Below are 12,070 nucleotides of genomic sequence, written 5' to 3'. Positions count from 1 at the left end.
GCCCGCGCGGCCGCCGTCGCACGGATCACGGCGGAGGAGTGGAAGCGGCGGTCCCGTCGTGCGGTGGCGGGGTTTGACTTGACGTTCAGCGTCCCCAAGTCGGTGTCGGTGTTGTGGGCGCTCACGGACGAGGTGACCCGCGGGGTGATCGTCGAGGCGCACCACGCGGCGATCCGTGACGTGATCGGCTTGGTGGAGCGGGAGGTGGCGGTCACCCGCATGGGCGCGAGGGGGCCGGACGGGGCGGTCGCCCACGTGCCGGTGGAGGGGGTGGTGGCGGCGGCGTTCGACCACTACGACTCCCGCGCCGGCGACCCGCAGCTGCACACCCATGTCGTCATCGCGAACAAGGTCAAGACGGTGCTGGACGGCAGGTGGCGCAGCCTGGACAGCCGTGCCGTGCACGCCGCGACGGTGGCGCTGTCGGAGCACTACAACGCCGTCCTGGCCGACCGGCTCACCGGCACCCTCGGCGTCATCTGGACCCAACGTGACCGCGGCGCGGATCGCAACCCGGGCTGGGAGATCGCCGGCGTGCCCGACGAGCTGCTGGACGCCTTCTCCTCGCGCACCGGCGACATCGGCGCGGCGACGGACCAGCTGGTCGCCGGGTACGTCGCCGCGCACGGCCATCAGCCGTCGCCGAGGGCGATTATCAAGTTGCGGCAGAGGGCCACGTTGGCCACTCGGCCGGACAAGGCGTTGCACTCCCTCGGCGAGCTGACCGACCGCTGGCACGTCACCGCCGATGAGCACGGCGCGCCGGCGGTCGCGTGGCTGCACGGTGCGCTCGCGGGACGGCCGCAGCAGCGGTTGCACGCCTCGGATCTGTCGCCGGAGACCCTTGAGGGGATCGCCGCCACCGTGGTCGAGGCGATTGGTGAGCGTCGGTCGACGTGGCGACGGTGGAACCTGCACGCCGAGGCGACCCGCCAGCTGATGGGCGTCCGGTTCCACAGCACCGCCGACCGCGACGCCGTTCTCACCGCCGTGATGCACGCCGCCGAGGCCGCGTCGGTCCAGCTCACCCCGCCTGACCTTGCGCCCGTGCCGGTGGAGTTGAGGCGCGAGGACGGCACCAGCGTGTTGCGCCCGCGGCACTCCGAGGTGTTCACCTCTGCCGAGCTCCTCGCCGCGGAGGACCGATTGCTGCAGCTGTCTCGGGCGACGCACGCACCTCGGGTTCCCGCCGTCACTGTCGTCCACCACGCCGGCGGGCTCGGCGACGACCAGGTCGCTGCCATCGAGAAGGTGGCCATGTCCGGCCGTGTGCTCGACATCCTCGTCGGCCCGGCCGGCGCAGGCAAGACCACCACCATGCGCACCCTCCGCACCGCGTGGGAGCACCTCTACGGCCCCGGCAGCGTCATCGGCCTCGCGCCGTCCGCCGCGGCCGCCGAGGTCCTTGGCGCTGACCTCGACATCGACACCGAGACCACCGCGAAGTGGCTCCACGACCTCCAAGCCGGCAAGGCCGGCTTGGGTGCCGGGCAGCTCATGATCGTCGACGAAGCCTCCCTCGCCGGAACCCACACCCTGCACCGCATCGCCACCGCAACCGCCGACGCAGGAGCGAAGCTGCTCCTTGTCGGCGACCCCGCCCAGCTCGCCGCCGTCGATGCCGGCGGAGCGTTCAGGCTGCTCGCCATCGACCGCGACGACGTCGCCGAGCTCACCGACGTCCGCCGGTTCCACCACGACGGGGAGAAGACGGCTTCCATGCAGCTGCGTGACGGCAGCCCCGCCGTGCTCGACACCTACGCCAGCCGTGGACAGCTTCACGACGGCGACACCGACGCGATGCTGGACGCCGCCTACACCGCCTGGCACGCCGACCTCGCCGACGGCAAGACCAGCTTCCTCATCGCCCCGACCCGCGAGCACGTCACCGCCCTCAACCAGCGCGCCCACACCGACCGCGTGGCCGCCGGCGACGTCGACCCGTCCACCGTCGTCCGCTTGCACGACCGAACGCTTGCCGGTGTCGGCGACGTGATCGTGACCCGCCGCAACCACCGCCGGCTCGCCGACGCCTCAGGACGGTGGGTCCGCAATGGCGACCACTGGACCGTGTCCTCGATCCACGCCGACGGCACCCTGACCGTCCACGGGCACGGCGGCACCGTCCACCTCCCGGTCGAGTACGTGGCTGAGCACGTCGAACTCGGGTACGCGGTGACGGCCCATCGAGCCCAAGGCGCGACCGTCGACACCGCTCACGCCATCGTCACCCCGGCGATGACCCGAGAGACGCTGTACGTCGCCATGACCCGCGGGCGGAGCGCGAACATCGCCTACATCGCCACCGACGCCGCGAAACTCGAGCCCCATCACGACGGAGGCAACGCAACCGGCCGAACGGTGCTCGCCGGCGTCCTGGCCCGGGTCGGTGCAGAGCGGTCCGCACACGAAGCGCTCCGGGACGAGCAGGACCGGTGGGGCAGCATCGCCCAGCTCGCCGCGGAGTACGAGACCATCGCCGCCGCCGCCCAACACAACCGCTGGACCCGCTTGATCGGCACCTGCGGCCTCACGAGCGACCAGGCCGACCAAGTCCTCACTTCCGACGCGTTCAGCCCCCTCACGGCCGCGCTACGACGAGCCGAGGCCCACCACCTCAACCCGGAAGAGCTTCTCTACAGGCTCGTCGCCGCCCGGGACCTCGACGACGCTGACGACATCGCCGCCGTGCTCCACCACCGCGTCACCCTCGCCACCACGAAAGCGTCGCGAACCCAGCAGCGGCCCGCGCAGCTGGTCGCCGGACTCATCCCCAGAGCCGACGGCCCCATGACCGACGAGATACGTGTAGCTCTTGACGACCGCGAGCACCTGATCATCCAGCGGGCAGAAGCTGTGCTCCGGGGGGCAGTCGCGGGCGGCGCATCGTGGCTCCGCCACCTCGGCGCATTGCCGCCGTGGGCTGCGCAGCGCCATCGATGGAGCCGCGAGCTCCTGACCGTCGCGTCCTACCGGGACAGGTATGCCATCACCGCGGACACTCCACTTGGGCCGCCACCCTCATCGGAGGCCCAACGCGCCGACGCATCCATCGCCGCTGCCGCACTTGACCGCCACCGCCTCCGCTCCTCCTTGGCGGGACAGCATGATGCCCACGACACGCGACACGAACCACCCAGGAATCGTGAGACCGTGACCGCCATCGATGTCGCCTGGAGGCCGCGACTGTCGTCGAGATTCGACGAGATTCGCTGACACAAACGGGATAGCTGCTGCGTCTCATCGGGCGTGGAGCGTGGAGGAGTCAGGAGTGCAGGCCAGAGGCCGAATCCAGTCTGCACGGGGACCCTACGGTGGTGCCAACTTGGCACCACCGTGGCACCTGCGGAAACGCGGACCACACACTCAGCTCGCCACCGTCGTGTACCGGCGACTGCTGGCTGATCGCGGTTCGGGGCGGACAAGTGGAGACGAGACCGAAGTCCGCGTGACCGGATCCCACTCCATCACCGGTTCTTGATTCGAGTCACGCCCCGAACCACCCCCGCACCCTACGCCCTCCACCGTCCCGCCGGAACCGGGCATGAGACCGCATCGTCGTGCCCTCGACGACGCACCAGATCAAGACCCCTTGACACAGAGAGGGTCCGCTACCGCATGCCTGACCGTGGCAGGCTCTGGCACGGCACCCACGAGCACCACGGCCTCTCTCGCCAGGTGATCGCATGGACACCCACCAATCCGCTCTGAAGGAGGGTGCCAATGCCACTCATCTGCAAGTTGGTGCCCCGTGTCTATCACGCCGAGAACTACACCCGTGTCACGCCTTCACATCGCTACCAATCGGCATGGTCCTCGGGACATTCACCTGTCACAGTGACTGATCTCGTCGAGGCGATTGCTGGACTACTCTGAAGTACGCCGACGATCTCGAAGCGTATGTTCATGCCGACCACCAGATCCTCAGGCGCCAATTCCGACCCGTCCTCACAGGCTACGGTAGCCGAGCTCAGTCCCAGCACGGCCTCTTCCCCGACCGAGGAGACGAGGTCGCCCGTCACCGCCACCAGAGGACCAAGAGGACCCTCCTCAATTATCCGTCCCTGACCCTCCGGAAAGTTCTGTTCCACTGGAGTGCCGTCCACAATGACCACCCCTTCCCTTTCAGAGGACGGACTATCCGGGGACACCTCATCGGCACGGGCGCAACCACCAGATGCCGAAAAAAGTGAACCTATCAACAACACCGAAGCAATATGACGGTGGACGGGTTGACCAGATCGCTCTCGGTCACACCTAGGCGCCCTCGAACGTGCGAGCCGACTATGGCTGCGATCGGCGAACATCAACTTCACATGAGATCGGGCCGGCGAATCCTGAGCGTGATATCTTCATGTTCGTTCAACTCGTTCGAATGCGCACGGACAGGTGGTCCTCAACGTTCTTAACAAAGGTACCGTACATGAAGCAGATGTTGCCCGATTGTGCAGCGTACCGGCCACTGTGGACTCCGACAGCCTGGGCGGAGATGACTACCGGTGCCCCACTGTCGCCAACATCAGTACACATGTTGTAGGCGATCATCCCGTTGAAGGTCTGTCCCTCAACCGTGTGGTTGTTCAATGTACTATGTGTGGCACCGCACTTCCATCCGGTTGCGGCACCAGAGGAGCATACACCAATGTTGGCACCGATGGACACCCCCGTGTACCTCGATGTGATCGCAACTGCATGACTGCTGGTCTGGCGGAAATACCACCTTGAAACAGCCCAATCCACGGGATCGTTCGGGACGTTCGGGATGACTTGGATCCGTCCAGCGTCGATGTTCCCACCGAATGGTCTAAAAGCCGCGGCCGGGAGATTTCCTACATCGGCGCCACTGTGATGATCCACGGCCACGAATCCTGGAACTGATCCAAGGCAGTGTGAAGCTGTGATTACGAACGGGACCTGAGTATAGACCTTGTCGTAGGCGTTGTAGCCGATTGTGCAATGAATGGCTGCGTTCGGTCCCATAGTGCAGTACGGTGCCACCTCGCAGGGGGTTGCAATGTGCTCTGGAATTTCCGGCGCATGTGCTTGCGTTGGCTGGGACACCCTGTAGGAGGGGGTCCGGCCTCGCCTCGACGACGTGGATTGCGCCCGGTGGAGCGCCTGAGCTTGCGGAGCGCCTCGAGCTTGCCGTTGCCCTCATCGATCTTGTGGAGGTAGTAGACGCGGCCAGGACCGCCGTTGCGGACCTGGCAGCGAGCGGCGTGCAGCACCTTGTTCATCTGCCGATCGCCACGTCCGCGACAGCCGGTGGCGCACCACATCGCCGGAGGAGGCCTCCAATGGGGCGGTGCCACAACAGGCCGCGAAATGCCCGGCGGTCGGGAAGCGGGACACGTCACCGACGATGGCGATGATCGTGGCCGCGCCCACGTCGGCGATGCCATCAGGCTGATCTGCCGAGGAGTTCGTGACGTCAAGATCGTCGAGAGGGACCTGTCGCCCTCGAACCGGCAAGACCACCCACGGCGTCCGGGCGCGGAGCCACGCCACGACGTAGCGCCAGTCATCCGGTGTGACGTGCTGCACGTCGTGAGCTGACCCCAGCGAACCCGGCGGCGAAGGGCCGCCCCTCCGGCGGGACGACCAGGAACCCCCGCGCCCCTGCCGTGGTCACCGACGATCCTCCAGCCGCGTCACCGACGCGCCGGCCGCCTGGTCGATCGCCTGGCCCAACAGCTGCGCGATCGTGTCCGCCCGATCCGATGCCGCGTGCTGGTAGCGCATCGCCGCGACCATCGTCTTGTGGCCCAGCCGGTCCATCACCTCCCGCAACGTCGCACCCTGCGCCGTCGCCAGCGTGGCCCCCGTCCCCCGCAGGTCGTGGAAGCGCAAGCCCTTCGGGATCGTCGGGTCCTCAGCCGCCGCGACGTCCAGTGCACGGCGCCACAGCTTGCCGACGTAGTTGTGCTCCACGGGATTGCCGTGCGGGCGGGTGAAGACCCACGCCTCCGGCTCGGTCCCCGTGTGCGCCGCCATGTGCGCCTCGACCACGTCCATCACCTGCCGTGGCAGCGTCACGCTGCGGAGGCTCTGCGACTTCGGATCCCGGATCAGCAGCCCCTCGTACCGGTCCCGCTGGACCTGGCGACGGACGTGCACCCTACTGCCCAACGGGTCCACATCCGCACGCTGCAACCCGGCGCACTCCCCCACCCGGAGACTGCCGAATGCCGCGAGCGGCACGATCGCGGCCAACCGCTCCGGGAAGTGCTCGGCGATGGCGAACACCTGCGGGATCGTGGCGATCGGCCGCTCCGCGCTGTGCTCCTTGCCCCCGTTCGTGACCTGGCACGGGTTGATCAGGATCCGGCGGTCCTTCACGGCCCCGTTCAGGATGGCCCGCAGCAGCCGGTAGGCCTTCGCCTGGTTGCTCTGGCTCGTCGTGCGGCCCAGCTCGGCATGCCAGACGTTGACCGTGCTGGGCTCGAGGTCCGCGAGGTGGAGGTCGCCGAGCTGGGGGAGGATGTACAGCCGCAACAGCGACCGGTACAGCGTCAACGTCTTGGGTGCCAGCCCCGGGTGCTCCTCGATCCACTTCCGTGCGTAGGCCTGCACCGACACCTGCCCGCGCTCGGGCGACACGAAGGCGCCCCGCTGGACGTCGGCGACGGCGCCGGCCAGGGCGACCTTCGCGTCCGCCTTCGTCGCGAACGTGCCCAGGCTGAGCAACCGGTTCGTCCCCCGCTCCCGCACCCGCACCTGCCACCGCCCGGACGTCAGCTGGCGGATGTTGCCGCCATGTGCTCGCCGGGCGCGCCCTGCCATCGCACCAGCATGGCACAGCGGGTCTGCTTATGGCACGTACGTGGCACGGCCGGTCGTCCGAGTCCGGCGTCCAACACACAGCATGCCGCTGACCTGCGGTTTCGTCGGTGGGCGCTGAGGGGCTCGAACCCCCGACCTCCTGCTTGTAAGGCAGGCGCTCTCGCCAGCTGAGCTAAGCGCCCGAGCGCCGCCGTCGCGACGGCGGGGGCCACATCCTACGATGCGGCCCATGAGCGACACCGGACCGTCCCAGCCGCAGCCGCCGCAGCAGCCGAAGATCTCGATCAAGGTCGACGACGAGCGGAAGTTCGGCACCTACGCGAACTTCCTGGTGGTCAGCCACTCCGCCCACGAGTTCACGCTCGACTTCTGCCAGATCATGCCGGGCGGGGAGCAGGGCCAGGTCCAGGCCGAGGTGGTGAGCCGGGTGAAGATCGCCCCGACGATGGTCGGCAAGGTTATCCGGGCCCTCAACACCAACATGACGGGGTACGAGGACAAGTTCGGGATGGTCTCCGAGATCGGCTAGCGTGCGGCCCGCCCGACCGTCCGCCGAGCCAGGAGAGGGGCCGTGACCACCGCCGTGCAGCCGCCCGAGCACGAGGCCGACTGGGTCGACCTGGGCCTCGAGCGCGGCCCGGCCGAGGACCTCCTCGACCGCTGCGTCGAGCTCCTCGACGCCACCGGCCGCGACGGCCGCCCGCGCCTCCGCTGGTACGTCAGCACGGACTCAGCGATCGTGCTCGGGCGGGGCCAGCGCCACGCTGAGCCCGTGCCCGGCCACGTCCAGCTGCAGCGCCCCTCCGGCGGCGGGGCGGTCCTGATGGACGGCGACCTCCTCTCCCTCGACGTGGTGCTGCCCGCCGATCACCCGTGGCTCGCCGACGACGACCTCGGTGCGGTCTTCTACCCGATCGGCCGGGCGTGGGCGGCGGCCCTCGAGCACCTCGGCGTCGCCGACGTGGCCCTCCACGACGGCCCCGCGACCGCCACCCGGCTCGGTCCGCCCGAGCAGCGCCCCCTCGCCGAGGTGTGCTACGCCTCCCTCGGCCGCAGCGAGGTCGTCGTCGCCGGCCGGAAGCTCGTGGGGCTCAGCCAGCGCCGGCGCCGCCAGGGCGCCCTCGTCCAGTGCGGGGTGATGCGCCGCTGGAACCCCTCCCCGCTCGTCGAGGCGTTGGCCGTCGACCCGGCGCGCGCCGCCATCGAGCGGGCTGCGGTCGGGCTGGACGACGTGCTCGTCCCCCCGGTCAGCGACTTCGCGCTGATGCGTGCGGTCCGCGCCCAGCTGGGGTAGGGACGCGGCCATGGCCACCAAGCTGATCGTCGCGTCCAACCGCGGGCCCGTGTCGTGGGTGCAGGACGACGACGGGGGGTGGACGCCGAAGCGCGGCGCCGGCGGGTTGATCGTCGCCCTCGGCGGCGCGCTGCAGCAGCGCCCCGGCACGTGGGTCTCGGTGGCGCTCGAGGAGGGCGACCGGGAGATGGCGGCCGCACACCCCGACGAGGCGTTCGAGGCCGAGACCGGCCAGGGCACGTTCACCCTCCGGCTGGTCGACGCCGGCGACCGGTACGCCGCCTACTACAACGAGGTCGCCAACCGGCTGCTGTGGTTCACCCTCCACCAGCTCTGGGCCGAGCCGTACGAGCCGGCCGGCCGGGCCTGGACCGAGGCGTGGGAGGACTACCAGGCCGTCAACGACCTCGTGGCCGAGGCGGTGATCGCCGAGGCCGAGGGCGTCGACGCGGAGATCCACCTGCAGGACTACCACCTGCTCACCGCCGCCCCGACGATCCGCCGGGCACTGCCGGACGCGAAGATCCTGCTGTACGTCCACACCCCGTGGGTGCACCCCACCTACTTCCGGCGCCTGCCCGACGTCATGGTCGAGGGGATCCTCGAGGGCCTCGGCGCCTGCGACCTCGTCGGCATCTCCGCCCCGGAGTGGGCAGCGAGCCTGCGCGACTGCATGGTCGAGCTGGGTGGCGGCGTGGCCGACTTCGACCGCATCCGGACGACCGGCACGTCGACCCTGGTCCGGGATTTCGTGCTCGGCATCGACGCCGCCGGGCTGGGGCAGGTCGCCCGGTCCGACGCGGCGAAGGCCGAGCGCGAGGACCTGCTGGCCCGCGCCGACGGGCGGACGCTGCTGGTCCGCGCGGACCGGACGGACCTCTCCAAGAACATCCTGCGCGGGCTGCACGCCTTCGAGCGGGTGCTGGAGGACGACCCGGACCTGGCGGACCAGGTGCACTTCCACCTGCTGCTCAACCCCTCCCGCCAGGGGGTGCCGGAGTACCGCGAGTACCTCGAGCGCTGCGTCGCCGAGGCCGACGGGATCCGCGAGCGGTGGGGTGAGGCGTGCCTCGAGCTCGAGACGACCGAGAACTTCCCCCGGGTCGTCGCGGCCCTGCAGTCCTACGACGTGCTCCTGACCAACCCGGTGCTCGACGGCACCAACCTGGTCGCCAAGGAGGGGCCCGCGCTGAACGACAACGACGGCGTGCTGGTCCTCAGCCGGACCGCCGGTGCGGCGACGACGATGGGCGACGCGCTGCTGGTCAACCCCTTCGACGTCGAGCAGCAGGCCGATGCGCTGCGTCGGGCGCTGACGATGCCGGAGGCCGAGCGCAGCCGGCGGGCGCTGTCGCTGAAGGCGGCCGCGGCCCAGGGGTCACCGGCGGACTGGCTCGCCGCCCAACGCGCCGCCCTCGCCGAGGCCCTCCGGTCCTGACGGTCAGGTGGTTCGTCAGGCACCGGCGGGCCGCCTGGGCCGGTCGGCGCCGGCTTCGAGGCCGCCGTCATCGCTGCCGAGCGGGGCATGTACGCGGCAGAGGTGGGCCGAGCTCGGCGCCGCCGTCGGGTCGCACCGTCTTCCACCTGCACGCCGTCCGGTGGCCCGTGATGGCCGACTGCACGTCGTCCGGTGCGCGGCGGTGGCGGGCTGCACGCTGTCCGGGACAGTCCCGGCTGGCGTGCAGTCGAGTGGTTGGCGGAGCGGGAGAACGTGCGGTTGGGCCCCGAACGTCCCCCGGGTGCTAGGCCGACCGGCCCTGGACGCGGTCGGCGACGGCCTCCAGCCAGGCGATCACGCCGTCGGTGCCGTCCACCACGATCGTGCCGGCCTCGCGCACCCGGTCGTCGGTCTCCTCGCCGTGGTCGACGGCGACCGCGAGCCCTCCCCGGCGGGCGACCTCCGCGAAGGCGGGCAGGTCCCCCAGGTCGTCGCCGGCGTACGCGACGTCGGCGTACCCGTCGGCGAGCGCGGCGACCGCGGTGCCCTTGTCGGCCTGCACGGGGGGACGCAGCTCGACGACCATCTTCCCGTCCTCGACCGCCAGCTCGCCGGATGCCGCCCGCACGGCCTCGCCCAGCGCGCGCGCCGCCCCCTCGCGGTCGGTCGCCCGCCGCCAGTGGACCGCCAGCGCCCTGCCCTTGTCCTCGAGCTCCGCGCCCGGCCACTCCGCCACCGCACCGGCCAGCGCACCGCGGGCAGCGTCGAGGTCGTCCAGGAACGGCTCGACCCGGTCGTCGGGGACCACCTCCCCGTCGACGACCCGCTCGAGGCCGTAGAGCCCGACGAGCTCCGCGCCGACCACGCCCACGCGCTCGGCGAGGAACGACGCCGGTCGCCCCGACACGATCGCCACCCGCCCCACGAGGCCGGCCAGGCGGTGCAGGACCTCCCGCGTCGCGTCCGGCATGGCGGAGGTGGCCGGATCCTCGACGATCGGGGCGAGGACCCCGTCGAAGTCGAGGACCAGGCAGGCCGTCGACGGGTCGCCCACGGGCCAGCCCGATCCGGTGGCCTCGGTCGCCTCGGTCGTCACATCAGCTCCGTTCGGTCGCCAGCCGCTGCAGCAGCGGGATGGCGGCGATCTTCTCCGGGGTGAGCTCCTCCCACACCACGCCGGGCGGGCGCGTGCGGCGCCCCTCGACGCGGATGACCCGCGTGGGGGTGACGATCAGGTCGAGGGGCACGTCGTGGTCGGTCAGGGGGATCCGGCCGGCATCGACGACCTGGGCATCGTGCACGGTGGTCGCCACGACCGTCCGCTCGGTGATGAGGCCGGCTGCCTGCGCGATCGCGAACTCGAGGTCGGCGAACCCGCCGCCCTTGCCGAGCCGGGCGCCGGAGGGGTCGACGGCGACGCAGCCGGTCACGACGAGCCCGATGGGGTCGAGGTCCTCCACCGCCACCGGGAGACCGTGCGTGCCCGACCCCTTGATGGAGCTGGCCGCGCGGGGCGAGACCGTCAGCTGGCCAGGCCGCAGCGCGACGAACGGGTGGTCCTCGGCCAGCCGCGGGACGGCCATGAAGACGACCTTGTCGTCCTCGAGCGCGCGCTGCCGCACCGGCCACTGCGGGCTGTCCGGGTTGGCCTTGACCGCGGTCACGTCGCGCCACTCCGGCTGGGCGCGGAGCCGCTCGGCGGCGTCCTCCGCCCCGACGAAGTTCGGGATGCGGTTGAACGCCCCCGGGAACCGGCTGGCGCCGGCGTCCACGACGGCCTGCCACACCTCGTCGCGGAGCGCCGCCTTCGCGGCGAGGACGTCGGCATCACCGCCGGCGTCAGCAGCGTGGTCGTGGGGGGTCCGGGCCATGGGCCCTGCCTACCCGTCCCGACCCCGCGCGCGCAAGCTCAGCGGATCGCCGGCACCCAGCGGGGATCCCGCCCCAGCAAGCCGAGCAGCCGATCCTGCAACCGGGCGTCCTCGGGGACGACGACCTCGGGTCCGTACACCTCGATGCCGGGTCCGAACGCGCCGGGCGTGCGGAACGTCGCCATGACCTCGGTCGGGATCGCGGTCGTGGAGGCCCACAGCCGGGCGACGTCGTCAGGGTCCATCACGTCGTCCTGGCCGGTGGCGCGCGCCAGGTCCCAGGCGTGGACGACGAGGTCGTCGCTCAGGACCTCGTCGATCTGGCGTGCGGCGGTCATCGTGCCGGCCGGTGAGGTGCACGTCGTCGCGGCCAGCACCGGATCGTCGAGGACCGCGGTCACGTCGCCCACCGCCGATGCGATCGCGGCCAGCGGGTCGTCGGCCACGGCAGGTGCCGGTGAGGGGGCGCGTCCGAGGGGGCCGAGCCTCGCCCCGTGCATCATCACGAGGTGGTCGACCCCCGCGCGCGCCGTCCACGCGGCGCAGGGCGATGGGCCCGCCCACCGCGCCGGGTCGACGCCGGCGACCAATCGGACGACGGCGTCCGCGCGACGCCGGTAGCGCTGGGCGATGGTCTCCACGTCCCGCCTCCTGTGCTGCCTGAGGGCCGGCACGGGTGCAGAC

Annotated in this window: 9 protein-coding genes and 1 tRNA gene; 4 read left to right on the top strand and 6 right to left on the bottom strand. The window is 70.9% G+C overall.

Going from position 1 to position 12,070, the window contains the following annotated elements; genetic code table 11:
- Positions 1 to 24: 24 nt before the first annotated feature.
- Positions 25 to 3,216 carry a MobF family relaxase gene (gene mobF / locus ACEQ2X_RS07450; RefSeq protein ID WP_370325166.1) on the top strand — a complete coding sequence of 1,064 codons (3,192 nt, stop codon included), beginning with the start codon at positions 25 to 27 and terminating at the stop codon, positions 3,214 to 3,216.
- Positions 3,217 to 5,154: 1,938 nt separating this feature from the next.
- Here mobF and ACEQ2X_RS07445 read toward each other — a convergent pair.
- The 3 genes from ACEQ2X_RS07445 to ACEQ2X_RS07435 form a co-directional block, all read right to left on the bottom strand.
- Positions 5,155 to 5,478, bottom strand: a complete 324-nt coding sequence (locus tag ACEQ2X_RS07445) for a transposase (RefSeq protein WP_370325165.1) — start codon at positions 5,476 to 5,478, stop codon at positions 5,155 to 5,157.
- A 150-nt stretch (positions 5,479 to 5,628) separates the two neighbouring features.
- Complete coding sequence (locus ACEQ2X_RS07440) at positions 5,629 to 6,783, bottom strand: tyrosine-type recombinase/integrase (protein ID WP_370325162.1); 1,155 nt, start codon at positions 6,781 to 6,783, stop codon at positions 5,629 to 5,631.
- Positions 6,784 to 6,891: 108 nt separating this feature from the next.
- Positions 6,892 to 6,965 (bottom strand) — tRNA-Val (locus ACEQ2X_RS07435).
- A gap of 47 nt (positions 6,966 to 7,012) precedes the next feature.
- Between ACEQ2X_RS07435 and ACEQ2X_RS07430 the strand changes: the two genes are divergently transcribed.
- From ACEQ2X_RS07430 to ACEQ2X_RS07420, 3 genes are read left to right on the top strand one after another with little or no spacing between them, the layout of a single operon-like run.
- Positions 7,013 to 7,312, top strand: a complete 300-nt coding sequence (locus ACEQ2X_RS07430) for a DUF3467 domain-containing protein (RefSeq protein ID WP_370325161.1) — start codon at positions 7,013 to 7,015, stop codon at positions 7,310 to 7,312.
- 42 nt (positions 7,313 to 7,354) lie between these two features.
- Positions 7,355 to 8,077 (top strand): hypothetical protein, encoded by a 723-nt coding sequence (locus ACEQ2X_RS07425; protein WP_370325160.1) that lies wholly within the window; start codon positions 7,355 to 7,357, stop codon positions 8,075 to 8,077.
- 10 nt (positions 8,078 to 8,087) lie between these two features.
- A complete protein-coding gene (locus ACEQ2X_RS07420) occupies positions 8,088 to 9,515 on the top strand; it encodes a trehalose-6-phosphate synthase (protein WP_370325159.1) in 1,428 nt (475 codons plus the stop codon).
- 304 nt (positions 9,516 to 9,819) lie between these two features.
- On the opposite strand, the gene otsB is transcribed toward ACEQ2X_RS07420, so the two are convergent.
- The 3 genes from otsB to ACEQ2X_RS07405 are packed head-to-tail and all read right to left on the bottom strand — an operon-like array spanning position 9,820 to position 12,027.
- Positions 9,820 to 10,611 carry a trehalose-phosphatase gene (gene otsB / locus ACEQ2X_RS07415; RefSeq protein WP_370325158.1) on the bottom strand — a complete coding sequence of 264 codons (792 nt, stop codon included), beginning with the start codon at positions 10,609 to 10,611 and terminating at the stop codon, positions 9,820 to 9,822.
- Between the two features lies 1 nt (position 10,612).
- A complete protein-coding gene (locus ACEQ2X_RS07410) occupies positions 10,613 to 11,386 on the bottom strand; it encodes a 5-formyltetrahydrofolate cyclo-ligase (RefSeq protein ID WP_370325157.1) in 774 nt (257 codons plus the stop codon).
- A 38-nt stretch (positions 11,387 to 11,424) separates the two neighbouring features.
- Positions 11,425 to 12,027, bottom strand: a complete 603-nt coding sequence (locus ACEQ2X_RS07405) for a TIGR03086 family metal-binding protein (protein ID WP_370325156.1) — start codon at positions 12,025 to 12,027, stop codon at positions 11,425 to 11,427.
- Positions 12,028 to 12,070 lie beyond the last annotated feature (43 nt).

It is taken from the genome of Euzebya sp. (assembly GCF_964222135.1).
Lineage (GTDB): Bacteria > Actinomycetota > Nitriliruptoria > Euzebyales > Euzebyaceae > Euzebya.
The sequence above is the reverse complement of the archived record's forward strand: the minus strand, read 5'-3'. Positions and strand labels throughout refer to the sequence as shown.